Source organism: Pseudoduganella sp. UC29_71, from assembly GCF_042693265.1.
Taxonomy (GTDB): Bacteria; Pseudomonadota; Gammaproteobacteria; order Burkholderiales; family Burkholderiaceae_D; genus Rugamonas.
Genome location: NZ_CP170549.1, coordinates 6,765,204 through 6,779,214 on the forward strand (window position 1 = coordinate 6,765,204; position 14,011 = coordinate 6,779,214).

Below are 14,011 nucleotides of genomic sequence, written 5' to 3' on the forward strand. Positions count from 1 at the left end.
GGGTATCGTTATGCAGAAGGCCAAACTGAAAGCATGCGCAGCAGCCGTCATGGTGCTGTACTCGGGACTGTCGCTCGCGGCCGGTGAAGGCGCCGGCGGCGGCCAGGCCGAAGCGGTGGCCGGCGCCGCCGTCACGCCCTCGTCGGCCGGCGCGGTGATCGTCACCGGCACCCGCGCCAGCGGCCTCAAAGTGGAAAACAGCGCCTCGCCCATCCAGCTGCTGGACAACGCCTCGCTGGCCCGCACCGGCCAGCCCGACCTGATGCAGGCGCTGGCGCAGAACCTACCGTCCTTCACGGCCCAGGCCTTCGGCGGCGACACCGCCAACCTGACGCTGTCGGCGCGCCTGCGCGGCCTGAGCCCCAACAATACGCTGGTGCTGGTGAACGGCAAGCGCCGCCACGGCACCTCCAACCTGGCGGTGCTGGGCGGGCCGTTCCAGGGCGGCGCGGCGGCCGACCTGAGCTACATCCCGGTGGCCATGATCGACCACATCGAGGTGCTGCAGGACGGCGCGGCCGCGCAGTACGGCACCGACGCCATTGCCGGGGTCATCAACATCATCCTCAAGTCCAACAGCAAGGGCGGCACCTTCAACGTCAACGGCGGCGGCTACTCGGACGGCGGCGGCAGGACCGCCGACGGCATGGGCAACGTCGGCTTCGCGCCCTTCGACAAGGCCTTCGTGAGCCTGAGCGCCGAATCGAAGTACCACGACTTCAGCAACCGCGGCGGCCTCGATCCGCGCGTGGTGGACGCGGCCAACATCAAGAAGATGCCGCTGCTGCAAGCGCCCGGCTACCCCAACCTGAACAAGATCAGCGGCGACGCGCAATACCACCTGACCGTGTTCGGCCTGAACGCCGGCTACGAGATCGACGACGACACTTCCCTGTACGCCTTCGGCACCGTGGGCCGCAAGGAGGCGCGCGCCTTCGAGAACTACCGCATGCCGGACCGGCTGCCGCAGGTCTATCCGCTCGGCTTCAGTCCCAAGGAAACCATCAAGGACCAGGACTACGCCTTCACCGCCGGCGCCAAGGGCAAGCTGGCCGGCGCCTGGAACTGGGAGCTGAGCACCACCTACGGCCGCGACAAGGCCGAAATCGGCGTCGAGGATTCGGCCAACGTGTCGCTGTACCAGGACAAGGGCTTCACGCCCACCGTGTTCTCGGCCGGCGCCTTCATCGCCAGCCAGTGGACCAACAACCTGGACTTCAGCCGCGAGCTGGCCCTGGTGGGCGCCAAGCCGGCCACCTTCGCGCTCGGCCTGGAGCACCGCGTGGACCGCTACGAGATCCAGGCCGGCGACGAGTTCTCGCGCTACAAGGAAGGCTCGCAGTCCTATCCCGGCTTCTCGCTCACCGACGCCGGCAAGCATGACCGCAACAACAAGGCGGTGTACGCCAACCTGATCGTGTTCCCGGTGGACGCGCTGACGGTGGACCTGGCCGCGCGCTACGAGCACTTCAGCGACTTCGGCAACGCCAAGGTGGGCAAGATCACCGGCCGCTACGATTTCACGCCCGCCTTCGCGCTGCGCGGCACGGTCAGCAACGGCTTCCGCGCGCCCACGCTGGCCGAGCAGTACTACTCGGCCACCAATGTGTCGCCGCGCAGCGCCTTCGTGCAGCTGGCGCCCAATTCGCCGGGCGCGGCCCTGGTGGGCGTAAACGGCCTGAAGCCGGAGAAGTCCACCAACTTCAGCGCCGGCCTGGTGCTCAACCCGTCGAGCAACGTCGCGCTCACGCTGGACGCCTACCAGATCACGATCCGCGACCGCATCGTCGGCAGCGGCTCGCTGTACGGCTCGGGCGGCGCGGACAATTCGCCGGCGGTGACGGCGGCCATCCTCGCCAACGGCAATGTGCTCGATCCGACGGTGGTGCAGACCGGCATCAACATCTTCTCGAACGCCGTCAACACGCGTTCGCGCGGCCTGGAGTTCGTGGCCACGCTGAACAGCAACTACGCCGACTACGGGCGCGTGGACTGGTCGGCGGCGGCCAACTACAACAAGGTCACGGTCATCAAGGTGAACCAGGCGCCGGTGCAGCTGCGGCCGCAAACCCTGCTCGACAAGACCGCCATCTCGGACATCGAGACCGCGTCGCCGAAGGCGCGCCTGAACCTGGGCGCCTTGTGGAAGAAGGGCGCGTGGAGCGTCAACCTGCGCGAGGCGATCTACGGCAAGTCGTCCGAATGGGGCACGCCGGACGGCGCGGCCTACTACAAGACCGAGATCGGCGTGACCGCCATCACGGACCTGGAGGTGAGCTACCGCATGAGCAACGGCTGGACCTTGACGGCGGGCGGCAACAACCTGTTCAACAAGTATCCCGACCAGGTGAACGCCCAGCTGCTGGCCGTGTACCGCGCCAACCTGGACAACTCGGCCGTCACGGTGTACCCGTCGTTCTCGCCGTTCGGCATCAACGGCGGCTATTACTACGCGCGCGCCAGCTACAAGTTCTGAGCGGGCATGACAGCGGGGGCAAGGCGCGGTATGCTGCGCCTTGCCCCGTTTTTTATGGACCGCCCATGCTGACCACTCTCCGCAAGACCCTGTGCGCCGCCGCCATCGCCGGCGCGGCCGGCGCCGCCGGCACCAGCGCCCACGCCGCCGCCCCGATGACGCTGCAGGATTACCTGGCGCTGTCCGGCCCCGCGCCGGACCTGCGCATCGCCTACGGCAGCGCGCCGTCGCAGTTCGTGGAACTGTTCAAGCCTGCCGGGCCGGGGCCGTTCCCGGTGGTGATCCTGATCCACGGCGGCTGCTGGACCGTGCATTTCGGCGGCATCGCGCAGATGCACAACATGGCGGGGGACTTGATCCGCAACGGCATCGCCGTGTGGAACGTGGAGTACCGCCGCGTGGACGAGGAGGGCGGCGGCTATCCCGGCATGTACCAGGACGTGGCCACGGCGGTGGACCGCCTGCGGCAGGAGGCGGGCGCGCACGGGCTGGACCTGGCGCGCGTGGTGGCCGTCGGGCATTCGGCCGGCGGCCACCTGGCGCAATGGGCCGCGTCGCGCCACCGGCTGCCGCAGTCCAGCCCCGCGTGGCGCGCCGCGCCGCAGGCCATCCCGCAGGTGATCAGCCTGGGCGGGCTGGCGGACTTGCGCAACGAGGAGGGGCTGATCAAGACCAGCTGCGAGCGCGACATGGTGCAGCTGGCCGGCCTGCCGAGCGCCGCGCGGCCGGACGTGTTTGCCGACACCTCGCCGGCCGAGCTGCTGCCGTCCGGCGTGCGCACGGTGCTGGTCACGGGGGAGCTGGACGACGTGTCGCCGGTGCGCGTGGCGCAGGATTACGCGCGCCGCGCGCAGGCGGCCGGCGATGCGGCCGAGGTGGTGGTGCTGCCGAACGCCAGCCATTACGACGAGGTGGCCGCCACCTCGCCGGCGTGGAAGCTGGTGTACGCAGAGATCCGCAAGGCGCTGGCGGGTGACGCGCCGCCGCGCTAACCCGCCGTACGGGTGAGCCGGGGGGCGCTGGTGTTGGCGGGTTACGCGCTGTCGCGCTATCCCGCCGTACGGGTGAGCCGGGGGGGCTGGTGTTGGCGGGTTACGCGCTGTCGCGCTAACCCGCCCTACGGGCGATCCGGGGGCGCCGGCGTAGGGCGGGTTAGCGCAGAGCGCGTAACCCGCCGCTGCGCCGCCGCTGCACTCAGTATTCGTTGTACTTGCGCATATCGCCGCGCACCTGCTCGGCGGGGTATTTGGCGCGGTTCAGCTCCATCTTCTCCAGCACCGCGCTGCGCAGGTCCACGCCGGTCTTGTCGGCCAGCTGGATCAGGTACAGCATCACGTCGGCCAGCTCGTGGCGGATGCCGTCGCGCTTGCGCTGGTCCAGTTCATGGTCGGCGCCGGTGGCCAGCCACTGGAAGTGCTCGGCCAGCTCGGCCGCCTCCACCGTCAGCGCCATCGCCAGGTTCTTCGGCGTATGAAACTGCCCCCAGTCCCGCTCCGCCGCGAAGGCGCGCGCCAGGTCGCGCAACTCGATCAGGCTGTCCTGCGCCATCATCGCACCTGCTTGCGCATGAAGACGCTGAGCGGATCGTCGCGGTAGTCGCCGTACGGACCGCAGCGCTGGTAGCCCAGCCGTTCGTACAGCGCAATCGCTTCCGGCTGCGACGGCCCGGTCTCCAGCGTGTACAGCGTGCTGCCGCGCTGCGCCGCCGCCTGCTCCAGCATGGACAGCACGCGCCGGGCCAGGCCCTGGCCGCGCGCTTCCGGCCGCACGTACATGCGCTTGACCTCGGCGAATTCCGGCGTCACCACCATCGCGCCGCAGCCCACCGCCGCGCCGTCCGCATCGCGCGCCACGGCGAACAGCACGTTGGGCTGCTTCAGCGACGCCATATCCAGCGCGTACACGCTTTCCGGCGGATACAGCGTCAACTGGTAGGCGTCCAGGTCGGCGATAAGGGCGATGATGTCGGGCTGGTCCGGCGTTTCGAAGGCGATATTCATGGGTGTGATGTGAGCGTGGGACGGGTGTGGTTGCCATTGTAGCGCAAGCCCGGCGCGGGTATTCAGCGGCGCTATGCCCGGCGCGCGGGCGCGAGAAAAATACTATCTCGGCGCCGCGAAAGCTCGCTATATTGAATCTTAGCGGGATGTACAAACGCACCCTGCGACCTGCAAGGAGACCATCATGAAGAACCTGCTGTTGTTCGCATTGCTGGGCCTGGCCTGCGGCGCTGCCGCAGTCGCGCAAACCGAGCAAACCGCCCCCACCGAGCAGTCGCCGCAAGTGCTCGACGCGGTGAAAATCCCCGCCAACGCGCCCTTGGTCATCGAGGTGCCGGCGCGGCGCATGCCCCGCTACGCCATCGACTTCGGCGCCTACCAGGGCGCCTACGACTTGAGCAACGGTAGCGTGCTGCAATTGAGTTCCCAGGGCCGCCGCATGTTTGCCCAGCTCGACGACGGCGAACGCACCGAAATCGTCGGCACCGCCCAGCACAGCTTCGTGGCGCTGGACCGCAGCGTGCAGATGCGCTTCGAACCCAGGGACAGCGGGCAGATGGGCGGCGAGCTGCTGATCGCCAAGACCCCGGCCATCGCCGGCGAACCGGTGCAGTACCTGCTGGTGTCGCTGCGCTAAGCTTTTGTAGCAAACTGCGGGCGTGTCCGCCGCCCGTGGTGTCTCCCTTTACCGCCGGCTCCCACGGGACCGGCGGCCTTCTTTCGTCCGCGATTCTTGGTATCATGTCCGACTGCCAGCCACAAGCTGGCCTTTTTTATAACGATGTCGGAGATAACCGCATGAAATTACGTCTGCTGGTATTGGCGGCCGCGCTTGCCGCGTCCGGTGCTCAGCACGCACAAGCCGCCCCGCGCGGCTTTACCGTGGAAGACCTGGTGAAAATGGAACGCGTCGGCAGCCCGCTGCTGTCGCCGGACGCGTCGAAAGTCGTGTACACGGTGCGCGCCACGAATATGGACAAGAACCGCGGCAACACCCAGCTGTGGATGCTGGACCTGCGCGCAGCCAAGCCCGTGCCGGTGCGCCTGACCCAGGCCGACGCCAGCAGCACCGATCCTGAATGGTCGCCGTCCGGCGACGCGGTCTACTTCCTGTCCGCGCGCAGCGGCAGCAACCAGGTGTGGCGCTTGCCGCTGTCCGGCGGCGAAGCGGCGCGCGTGACCGACCTGCCGGTGGACGTGGAGAACTTCCGCCTGTCGCCGCAGGGCGACCGCCTGGCCATGAGCCTGGCCGTGTTCCGCGACTGCGCCGACCTGGCCTGCAGCAAGGCGCGCCTGGACGCGCAAGCGAAGAACAAGGCCACCGGCAAGGTCTACGAGCGCCTGTTCGTGCGCCACTGGGACACCTGGAACGACGGCCGCAACAACGTGCTGTACAGCGCGCCCATCGACAGCAGCGGCAAGGTCAGCGCCGCGCCGGTGAGCCTGAGCGGGACCATCGACGGCGACGTGCCGTCGAAACCGTTCGGCGACCACGACGAATACCAGTTCAGCCCGGACGGCAAGACGGTGGTGTTCTCGGCCCGGGTGGCCGGCAAGACCGAAGCCTGGTCCACCAACTTCGACCTGTTCAGCGTGCCGGCCACTGGCGGCGAGCTGCGCAACCTGACCGCCGACAACCCGGCCTGGGACACCCGCGCCCAGTTCTCGCCGGACGGCAAAACGCTGGCCTACACCGCCATGCAGCGTCCGACCTTCGAGGCCGACCGCTTCCACCTGGTGCTGATGGACGTCGCCACTGGCAAGAAGCGCGCGCTGACCGGCGCGTGGGACCGCTCCGTGGCCGACTACCGCTGGGCGCCGGACGGCAAGACCCTGCTGGCCACCGCCGACGACGTGGGCCAGCACCGCCTGTTCAGCATCGACGCGGCCAGCGGCAAGGCCAGCGCCGTCAGCGGCCCGGGCTATGTGTCCGCCTTCAGCGTGGCGCGCGACACCGTGGTGATGGCGCAAGCCTCGCTGGCCTCGGGCGCGCAGCTGTACAAGTTCAAGCTGGGCGCCGCCGCGAAAGCGGAAAAGCTGACCAGCGTGAACGAGGCCGCGCTGGCCGACGTGCGCTTCGGCGAGTACGAGCAGTTCTCCTTCAAGGGCGCCAACGGCGACACCGTGTACGGCCACGTGATGAAGCCGTGGAACGCGCAGCCGGGCCAGAAGTACCCGATCGCCTTCCTGGTGCACGGCGGCCCGCAAGGCAGCTTCGGCAACTCCTGGAGCTACCGCTGGAACCCGCAGGTGTACGCCGGCGCCGGCTACGCCACCGTGTTCATCGACTTCCATGGCTCCACCGGCTATGGCCAGGCCTTCACCGATTCGATCAGCGGCGACTGGGGCGGCAAGCCGCTGGAAGACCTGAAGAAGGGCATGGACGCGGCGGTGGCCAAGTTCCCGTGGCTGGACCGCGAACGCAGCTGCGCGCTGGGCGCGTCCTACGGCGGCTACATGATGAACTGGATCGAGGGTAACTGGGCCGACGGCTTCAAGTGCATCGTCAACCACGACGGCGTGTTCGACATCCGCGGCATGGCTTATTCGACCGAGGAAATCTGGTTCACCGAGTGGGAATACGGCGGCCCGTACTACAAGGCGGCCGAGTCGCACGAGAAGTTCAACCCGGTGCACCACGTGGCCAAGTGGAAGACCCCGATGCTGGTGGTGCAGGGCGACCTGGACTTCCGCATCCCGACCGCGCAGGCGCTGGGCACCTTCACCGCGCTGCAGCGCCAGGGCATCGACAGCAAGCTGCTGGTGTTCCCGGACGAGAACCACTGGGTGCTGAAGCCCGCCAACTCCGTGCTGTGGCACCATACGGTGCTGGACTGGCTGAACAAGTACACCAAGCAGTGATACCCTGAAAGGCGCACCCGTATGGACCGTATCGATGTCATGAGGCTGTTCATCCGGGTCGCCGAATCCGGGAATTTTTCCAAAGTGGCGCGCGCCACCGGAGTCACGCAGCCCACGGTGAGCAAGGTGGTGGCGGGCCTGGAGGCGAAGCTGGGCGCGCAGCTGCTGCGCCGCACCTCGCGCGGGCTGAGCCTGACCGACGCCGGCCAGATTTTCTACGAATCGGCCATCGACATCGTCGAGCGCGTCGATGCCCTGGAGAGCAGCGTCGGCCAGGGCGACGCCGCGCCCAGCGGCGTGGTCCGGGTGGCCCTGTCGCCGGCCTTCGGCCGCATGGAGATCGTGCCGCACCTGCCGGCCTTCTTCGAGCGCTACCCCGGCGTCAGCATCGACTTCCATGTCTCCCAGCGCTACGTCAACCTGGTCGAAGAGGGCATGGACCTGGCGATCCGCGTGGGGCCGCTCAGCGACTCCGCCATGATGGCGCGCCGCATCGGCAGCATGAGCTACCTCACCGTTGCCGCGCCGTCCTACCTGGCGCGCTCCGGCACGCCCGCCACGGTGGCGGACCTGCGGCAGCACCACTGCATCGCCTTCATGGCGCGCGACGCGCCACGCCCTTGGGAGTTCACGGACGCCACCGGCGACGTGAAGTTTTTCCCGCAAGGGCCGCTGCGCAGCAACGACGCCGAATATGTACGCGCCGCCGTGCTGGCCGGCCTGGGCATAGGCCACAACGCGGCCTGGCTGTACGCGCGCGACGTGGCCGCCGGGCGCCTGGCGCCGCTGCTGGCGGACTGCGCGCCCGAACCCTTCCCCATCCACGCCGTCTGGCCCGGCAGCCGCCGCCTGGCCGGCAAGACCCGCGTGCTGGTCGACTATCTGGCGGAGCTGTTTGCCGCCTCCCCGCTGCTGAAAGTGCGCTAGTCCGGTGCGCATGCCTTGCGGGCATAGCAGCTATGCCGGCCGCCCGTCTTCCCTGTACCGCCTGCGCCGCCTATCTTCCGTATGGACAAATCGTCCAAGCAACCATACGGAGAACCACCATGCGCGCCATACAGCTGACTGCCTTCGGCAATCCCCACACCAATCTGCACCTCGCCGACCTGCCGGAACCGGCCGCTCCGGGCGCGGGCGAAGTCCTGCTGGGGATGGAGTTCGCCCCTGTGAACTTCAATGACCTGCTGCTGATCAGCGGCGCCTTCCCGCGCCGCCCCGAGCTGCCCAGCCCTGTCGGCAACGAAGGCTCGGCCAAGGTGCTGGCCGTGGGCGCGGGCGTGGTCCACCTGAAGCCCGGCGACCGCGTGGTGGCGCCGCTGTACAGCGACACCTGGCGCGAACGCATGGTGGTAGCCGCCGCCGGCCTGTTTGCGCTGCCGGATGGTATCAGCCCGCAGCAGGCCGCCATGATGCGCATCAATCCGCCCACGGCGGCGCTGTTGCTGAGCGAGCACGGCGAACTGAAACCGGGCGACTGGGTGATACAGAACGCCGCCAGCTCCGGCGTGGGCCGCTCGGTGATTGCGTTCGCGCGGGCGCGCGGCATCAAGACCATCAACCTGGTGCGCCGCGGATCGGCGATCGCCGAAGTGCAGGCGGCTGGCGGCGACATCGTGCTGCTGGATACGGACGACAGCCTGGCCACGGTGCGCGCGCTGACCGAGAGCGGACAGGTGCGGCTGGCGCTGGATGGCGTGAGCGGCGCATCCACGCTGCGCCTGCTGGACGGCTTGTCGCAGGGCGGCGCGCTGGTGTCGTATGCGTTCTCGGGAGGCGACCCGGCGATACCGGCCGACCTGCGGCCCCTGCTGCGCAAGGCCGTGCGCCTGCACGCTTTCTACCAGGCGCGCCCGCAGTACGACGCGCAGATGGACACCCTGCTGCGCGAAACAGCGGAGTTCATCCGCGCCGGCAAGCTGGAGCAGCCCGTTGCCGCGACCTACCCGATGGCGCGCATCGCCGCCGCCATCGCGCACGCCCAGCGCGGCGGCAAGGTGCTGCTCGACATCCAGGATCAGACGTTGTAGCCGCCGTCGGCGTCGATGATGGTGCCGGTGATGTAGGACGCCGCCGGGCCGGCCAGGAACAGGATGGGCGCGATCACTTCGTCCAGGCGGCCGAAGCGCTTGATGCAGAGGTTCCGCAGCAACGGCTTGATGGCGTCGCGCATATGGGCGTTGATATCGGTCTCCATAAAGCCCGCGTGCACCACGGCGGGCAGCAAGTCGGAGCGGAATTTTTCGGCGAGGTGGAAGTTGATGGCGGATGCCTCGAACAGCACAGTGCCGCCGTCCACCAGCACGGGAATCGTGCCGTTCGGGTTCAGCGCCAGGAATTCCGGCGTGCGGTTGTCGCCCTTGAACAGGTCTATCTGCTCGAAGTCGAACTCGGCGCCGATGTGGTACAGCGCGGCGAGAACGCGGCGGGTGCTGCCGGAGCCAGGGTCACCATAGAGTTTCATTGTGTATTCCATTTGATTTGCGGGAGACCAGTATCGTGGATAGGTTTTTGTGTGGGTACGGAGCAGGCGGCAATAACATTTATGCCGGATCGGAATGGCGATGGATCTGATCGGCGCCATGCGCACCTTTGTGCGCGTCTACGAGACCGGCTCTTTCAGCATGGCCGCCAGGAGCCTGGGGCTGGGGCAGCCCACGCTGTCCAAGTCGATTGCTCAGCTGGAGGAGCGGCTGGCGGCCAAGCTGTTCCTGCGCTCGACGCGCGGCCTGGCGCCCACGGGCGCGGGCGAGACCTTCTATCGGCACGCCGTGAGGACGCTGAACGAGGCCGACGCGGCCCTGAAGGCCATGCACGGCGAGCCCGAAGCCATGACCGGGAAGCTGCGCGTGGGCGGGACGGTGACGTTTATGCGCCAGTACATTATTCCGCAGCTGCCGGGTTTCCTGGACCGCCAACCCGGCCTGGAAATCGAGCTGCTGCTGGACGACGGCAACGTGGGCCTGATCGAGGAGGGCGTGGAAGTGGCCTTCAGGATGGGCAAGCTGCCCAGCTCAGGGCTGACCGCGCGCCGCATCGGCCAGTGCCGCAGGGTGGTGGTGGCCGCGCCGGACTACCTGCGGCGGCGCGGCACGCCCGGGCTGCCGGAGGAGTTGGCGGACCATCCCTCCATCGTGTTTTCGCGCGCCGAGGGCGGCGACGCATTCTCCTTCCACAAGGACGGCAGCTCGCGCAGGGTGATGCTGAAGCCGCGCCTGCGCGTCAGCGCGCTGGAGGGCGTGCGCGCGGCGGTGCTGTCCGGCCTGGGCGTGGCGGTGGCGGCCGAGTGGATCTTCGCGGAGGAGCTGGCAAGCGGCCAGGTGTGCGCGGTGCTGGAGGACTGGGACATGCCCCGCCTGGACCTGTGGGCCGTGCTGCCGGGCGGACGGCACGCCGGCCCGAAGGCGCGCGCCTTCATCGCCTTCGTCGAGGAGCAGCTGGCGAAAACGCCGTTCGGCCTGCGCTAGCAGGGCATGCCGGCCAGGCATGGCTGGTATGCCCCTGCCTCGTCTACCGCGGCGTGCCGCGCGGCGCTATCTTGTACCTACCCGAGGCGTTCTCGGAACAACCAAGCATACGGAGTTAAAAATGATAGACGAAAACGGCCCGCACTACTTTGTCGCCTTCCAGTCGCCAGGTCCGAACTGGGTACAGGGCGTGAAATACAACGAGCAGCCCGAGTTCATGGACCATGTGGGCTATATGCTGAAGCTGCAGGAAGAGGGCCGCACAGTGCTCAGCGGCCCCTTCATGGAAAAGGCCGGCGGCCTGCACGGCGTGCTGGCGAACGGCGGCATGACCATCTTCAAGGCGGCCGACCTGGACGAAGCCATCCGCATCGGCAGCGACGACCCGACCGTGAAGTCGGGCATGCTGAACGTGGAGGTGAAGATGTTCTGGGTGCCGTTCCACACCTGACCTGGTTCCGAACCCGCCTTAGTTGCGGGTTCTTTTGTTTCCGTGGGTATTGGCTGGGTTGGATGCGGCAATGATGGGCTAAGCCGCTTGTCCGTGCGGGGCTATCGCCTGGTTCAGCACCACTCCAGATTGGCCACCGCGTTGTTGCGCTTGTTGCCGTCCTTGTGGCGCACGCTGCTGCGGCCTTTCGGGTTGGGCAGGTGCGCCTCGGCCACCAGGTCGTGCACGAAGAACTGGCCGGTGCGGCTGCCGTTGCTCAGCGTGACGCGCAGCCCTTCCGGCAAGGCCAGCGCGCGCAGGCACTTCACTCGCGGCCCCCGGTTGCGCAGCACGCGCCCGTCGCGCGAGACCACGTAAAAATCGCTGCCCTTGACCGGCTTGGTGCCGGCGGCGCGCAACGAGTACACCAGGGCGCCTGCCAGCACCATCAGCGCGACGATCAGTAATTCCATCTCCGTGTCTCCTTAGCCGTCCAGCCGCGCCAACAGCGCGTCCAGCGGGGCGGGGCGGGCGTACAGGTAGCCTTGCATGCCGTGGCAGTCGCTGTTGATCAGGAAGTCCGCCTGCGCCTGCGTTTCCACGCCTTCGGCCACCACCTTCAAGCCCAGGTGGTGCGCCATCGCCAGGATGGTTTGCACGATGGCCGTCACCGAGGCGTCGGTCGGCGTGTCCTGGATGAAGCTGCGGTCGATCTTCAGTTCGTACAGCGGCATCTTCTTCAGGTAGGCCAGGCTGGAATAGCCGGTGCCGAAATCGTCGATCGAGAAGCGAATGCCCAGCGCGGCCAGCTGGCGCATGCGCAGCACCGTGTCTTCCAGCTTTTCCACCAGCAGCCCCTCGGTCACTTCGAAGATCAGGAGTTCGGCCGGCGCGCCCGTCTCGGCCAGCAGCGCGCGCACCTGTTCCACGAACTGCGGCTGGCGGAACTGGCTCGGGCTGACGTTGACCGATAGCGGCACGCGGTGCCCGGCCGCCGTCAGCCGCAGCACCGCGTCGCAGGCCTGGCGCATGGCCCAGGCGCCCAGCGTCAGGATCTGGCCCGATTCCTCGGCCAGCGGAATGAACTGCGCCGGCGACACCCAGCTGCCGTCCGCGCGCTGCCAGCGCATCAGCAGCTCGGCGCCGATGATGGCGCCGTTGCAGTCCACCTGCGCCTGGTAGTGCATGGCCAGCTCGCGGTTCTCGATCGCCTGCGCCAGGTCGCGCTCCAGGTTCAGGCGCTGCTCGACCTCGGCCTGCATGGCCGCCTCGAAGAACGCGATGCCGTTGCGCCCGTCCGCCTTGGCGCGGTACATGGCGATGTCGGCCTCGCGCAGCAGGTCCTGCGCGTTCTGTTCGCCCGCCGCGCCGGCCGCACCCTTGGGCAGCAAGGTCACGCCGATGCTGGCCGAACTGCTGTAGGTCTGGCCGTCGATCACGAAATCCTCCGCGATGGTGGCGCGGATTTTCTCCGCCACCACCAGCGCCGAGTGCGCCGCCGTGGCGTGCACGCCGCTCAGGTGCGCCAGCAGCACCACGAATTCGTCGCCGCCGATGCGCGCCACCGTGTCGGCCTTGCGCATCAGCTGCGCCAGGCGCGCCGCCGCGTTCTTCAGCAGCGCGTCGCCGGTGGCGTGGCCGCGCGCGTCATTGATGTACTTGAAGTTGTCCAGGTCGATGAACATCACCGCGCTGTACTGGCTGTTGCGCTCGGAGCTGGCCAGCAGCTTGTCGATGCGGTCCATCAGCAGGCGCCGGTTCGGCAGGCCGGTCAGCACGTCGAAGTAGGCCAGGCGGTGGATGTCGTCCTCGGATTTCTTGCGCTCGGTGATGTCGCGCTCGACCGCCACCCAGTGCGTGTTGTTGCCGCCTTCGTCCGAGATCGGCACCAGCTCGCGCTCCACCCAGTACGGCTCGCCGTAGCGGGTGTAGTTCAGCAGCTCGGCGCGCACCGCCTCGCTGCGCGCCATGGCCTGGTTGATGCGGTCCAGCGTGCCGGTGGCGGTCTCCGGCCCCTGCAGCAGGCGCAGGCTGCCGCCCAGCATGGCGTCGCGGTTGTAGCCGCTGCGCCGCTCGAAGGCGCGGTTGACGAAGATGATGCGCTGCTCGGTGCCGGCCACTTCGGCGATGCTCACCATGTCGTTCAGGCGCGCCACGGCGGCCGCGGTCAGGCGCAGCTCGGCGTTCAGCGCGGTCAGCTCCTGCTGCCCCTGTTCCAGCGAGGCGGCGGTAGCGCGCAGGTCGCCGATGGATTTTTCCAGGCGCTTGAGCAGCACGCCGCACGACAAGGTCAGCACCGCCGTGATGAACAGGTAGTTGGAGGTGATCACGCTCCACTTGAGGAAGGAAGCCAGCTCCAGTCCCTGCAGGTCGGGGATGGTGTTGGTGTAGAAGCCGATCACCAGCAGCGCCACGGTGTCGATGCCCAGCGCCCACAGGCCGGCGCGCAGGCCGAGCAGCAGCGCGGCCAGCACCGGCACGGCCATCAGGTAGATCTGGCTCACCGGCCCCACCTTGACCAGCAGCCCCACGCCGAAGAGGAAGGTGACGGCCAGGAAGTTGAGCACGCGCGTGCCGTAGGAGATGCCGGGCAGACGCAGGATGGCGAAGATCCACACCAGCGCCACCACGTCCAGCACCACCACCGACCACAGGTTTTCGGAAATGCTGAGCAGGATGCTGGGCACGGCCGTGACCACGCCCAGTCCCAGGACAAACTGCAGGATGCGCTTGAATATCTGGCCGCGCCAGTGCGCGACGTCGTTTAGCGCTGCCAATC

At 68.0% G+C, this 14,011-nt stretch carries 13 protein-coding genes; 8 read left to right on the forward strand and 5 right to left on the reverse strand.

Annotated features, from left to right (window positions below; genetic code table 11):
• Nucleotides 1-10 precede the first annotated feature (10 nt).
• Nucleotides 11-2,476 carry a TonB-dependent receptor plug domain-containing protein gene (locus ACFJI2_RS30190; RefSeq protein WP_377703114.1) on the forward strand — a complete coding sequence of 822 codons (2,466 nt, stop codon included), beginning with the start codon at nt 11-13 and terminating at the stop codon, nt 2,474-2,476.
• A 65-nt stretch (nt 2,477-2,541) separates the two neighbouring features.
• Nucleotides 2,542-3,468 (forward strand): alpha/beta hydrolase, encoded by a 927-nt coding sequence (locus tag ACFJI2_RS30195; RefSeq protein ID WP_377703115.1) that lies wholly within the window; start codon nt 2,542-2,544, stop codon nt 3,466-3,468.
• A 202-nt stretch (nt 3,469-3,670) separates the two neighbouring features.
• On the opposite strand, the gene ACFJI2_RS30200 is transcribed toward ACFJI2_RS30195, so the two are convergent.
• Together ACFJI2_RS30200 and ACFJI2_RS30205 are read right to left on the reverse strand one after the other, a co-directional pair.
• Nucleotides 3,671-4,027: a nucleotide pyrophosphohydrolase gene (locus tag ACFJI2_RS30200; RefSeq protein ID WP_377703116.1), complete on the reverse strand. Its 357-nt coding sequence runs from the start codon at nt 4,025-4,027 to the stop codon at nt 3,671-3,673.
• Entirely contained in the window at nt 4,024-4,476 is a 453-nt protein-coding gene (locus ACFJI2_RS30205) for a GNAT family N-acetyltransferase (protein WP_377703117.1), read from the reverse strand. The genes ACFJI2_RS30200 and ACFJI2_RS30205 overlap by 4 nt, the downstream gene beginning before the upstream one ends.
• A gap of 184 nt (nt 4,477-4,660) precedes the next feature.
• Here ACFJI2_RS30205 and ACFJI2_RS30210 point away from each other — a divergent pair, with 184 nt between their 5' ends.
• The 4 genes from ACFJI2_RS30210 to ACFJI2_RS30225 all read left to right on the forward strand — a co-directional run bounded on the left by ACFJI2_RS30210 (nt 4,661) and on the right by ACFJI2_RS30225 (nt 9,365).
• A complete protein-coding gene (locus ACFJI2_RS30210; protein WP_107875818.1) occupies nt 4,661-5,113 on the forward strand; it encodes a hypothetical protein in 453 nt (150 codons plus the stop codon).
• Between the two features lie 161 nt (nt 5,114-5,274).
• Entirely contained in the window at nt 5,275-7,338 is a 2,064-nt protein-coding gene (locus ACFJI2_RS30215; RefSeq protein WP_377703118.1) for a prolyl oligopeptidase family serine peptidase, read from the forward strand.
• A 21-nt stretch (nt 7,339-7,359) separates the two neighbouring features.
• Nucleotides 7,360-8,265 carry a LysR substrate-binding domain-containing protein gene (locus ACFJI2_RS30220; protein ID WP_377703119.1) on the forward strand — a complete coding sequence of 302 codons (906 nt, stop codon included), beginning with the start codon at nt 7,360-7,362 and terminating at the stop codon, nt 8,263-8,265.
• A 119-nt stretch (nt 8,266-8,384) separates the two neighbouring features.
• Nucleotides 8,385-9,365, forward strand: a complete 981-nt coding sequence (locus tag ACFJI2_RS30225; protein ID WP_377703120.1) for a zinc-dependent alcohol dehydrogenase family protein — start codon at nt 8,385-8,387, stop codon at nt 9,363-9,365.
• Here ACFJI2_RS30225 and ACFJI2_RS30230 read toward each other — a convergent pair.
• Nucleotides 9,353-9,799 carry a glutathione S-transferase family protein gene (locus ACFJI2_RS30230; protein ID WP_377703122.1) on the reverse strand — a complete coding sequence of 149 codons (447 nt, stop codon included), beginning with the start codon at nt 9,797-9,799 and terminating at the stop codon, nt 9,353-9,355. The genes ACFJI2_RS30225 and ACFJI2_RS30230 overlap by 13 nt on opposite strands.
• Before the next feature lie 100 nt (nt 9,800-9,899).
• Here ACFJI2_RS30230 and ACFJI2_RS30235 point away from each other — a divergent pair, with 100 nt between their 5' ends.
• On the forward strand, nt 9,900-10,802 hold the full coding sequence (locus ACFJI2_RS30235) for a LysR family transcriptional regulator (protein WP_377703124.1): 903 nt from the start codon (nt 9,900-9,902) through the stop codon (nt 10,800-10,802).
• A gap of 121 nt (nt 10,803-10,923) precedes the next feature.
• Entirely contained in the window at nt 10,924-11,253 is a 330-nt protein-coding gene (locus ACFJI2_RS30240) for a YciI family protein (RefSeq protein ID WP_377703126.1), read from the forward strand.
• A gap of 113 nt (nt 11,254-11,366) precedes the next feature.
• Here the strand turns inward: ACFJI2_RS30240 and ACFJI2_RS30245 are convergent, their stop codons facing one another.
• The gene (locus tag ACFJI2_RS30245; RefSeq protein ID WP_377703127.1) at nt 11,367-11,705 is read right to left on the reverse strand and encodes an HNH endonuclease; all 339 of its coding nucleotides are present in this window, start codon (nt 11,703-11,705) and stop codon (nt 11,367-11,369) included.
• Between the two features lie 12 nt (nt 11,706-11,717).
• Nucleotides 11,718-14,009, reverse strand: a complete 2,292-nt coding sequence (locus ACFJI2_RS30250; RefSeq protein WP_377703128.1) for a putative bifunctional diguanylate cyclase/phosphodiesterase — start codon at nt 14,007-14,009, stop codon at nt 11,718-11,720.
• Between the last annotated feature and the right edge of the window lie 2 nt (nt 14,010-14,011).

Coding starts and splice junctions, on each gene's coding strand:
- ACFJI2_RS30220 (WP_377703119.1), top strand. CDS start 7,360: ATGGACCGTATCGATGTCATGAGGCTGTTCATCCGGGTCGCCGAATCC.
- ACFJI2_RS30230 (WP_377703122.1), bottom strand. CDS start 9,799: ATGAAACTCTATGGTGACCCTGGCTCCGGCAGCACCCGCCGCGTTCTC.
- ACFJI2_RS30235 (WP_377703124.1), top strand. CDS start 9,900: ATGGATCTGATCGGCGCCATGCGCACCTTTGTGCGCGTCTACGAGACC.
- ACFJI2_RS30225 (WP_377703120.1), top strand. CDS start 8,385: ATGCGCGCCATACAGCTGACTGCCTTCGGCAATCCCCACACCAATCTG.
- ACFJI2_RS30240 (WP_377703126.1), top strand. CDS start 10,924: ATGATAGACGAAAACGGCCCGCACTACTTTGTCGCCTTCCAGTCGCCA.
- ACFJI2_RS30210 (WP_107875818.1), top strand. CDS start 4,661: ATGAAGAACCTGCTGTTGTTCGCATTGCTGGGCCTGGCCTGCGGCGCT.
- ACFJI2_RS30200 (WP_377703116.1), bottom strand. CDS start 4,027: ATGATGGCGCAGGACAGCCTGATCGAGTTGCGCGACCTGGCGCGCGCC.
- ACFJI2_RS30245 (WP_377703127.1), bottom strand. CDS start 11,705: ATGGAATTACTGATCGTCGCGCTGATGGTGCTGGCAGGCGCCCTGGTG.
- ACFJI2_RS30195 (WP_377703115.1), top strand. CDS start 2,542: ATGCTGACCACTCTCCGCAAGACCCTGTGCGCCGCCGCCATCGCCGGC.
- ACFJI2_RS30190 (WP_377703114.1), top strand. CDS start 11: ATGCAGAAGGCCAAACTGAAAGCATGCGCAGCAGCCGTCATGGTGCTG.
- ACFJI2_RS30215 (WP_377703118.1), top strand. CDS start 5,275: ATGAAATTACGTCTGCTGGTATTGGCGGCCGCGCTTGCCGCGTCCGGT.
- ACFJI2_RS30205 (WP_377703117.1), bottom strand. CDS start 4,476: ATGAATATCGCCTTCGAAACGCCGGACCAGCCCGACATCATCGCCCTT.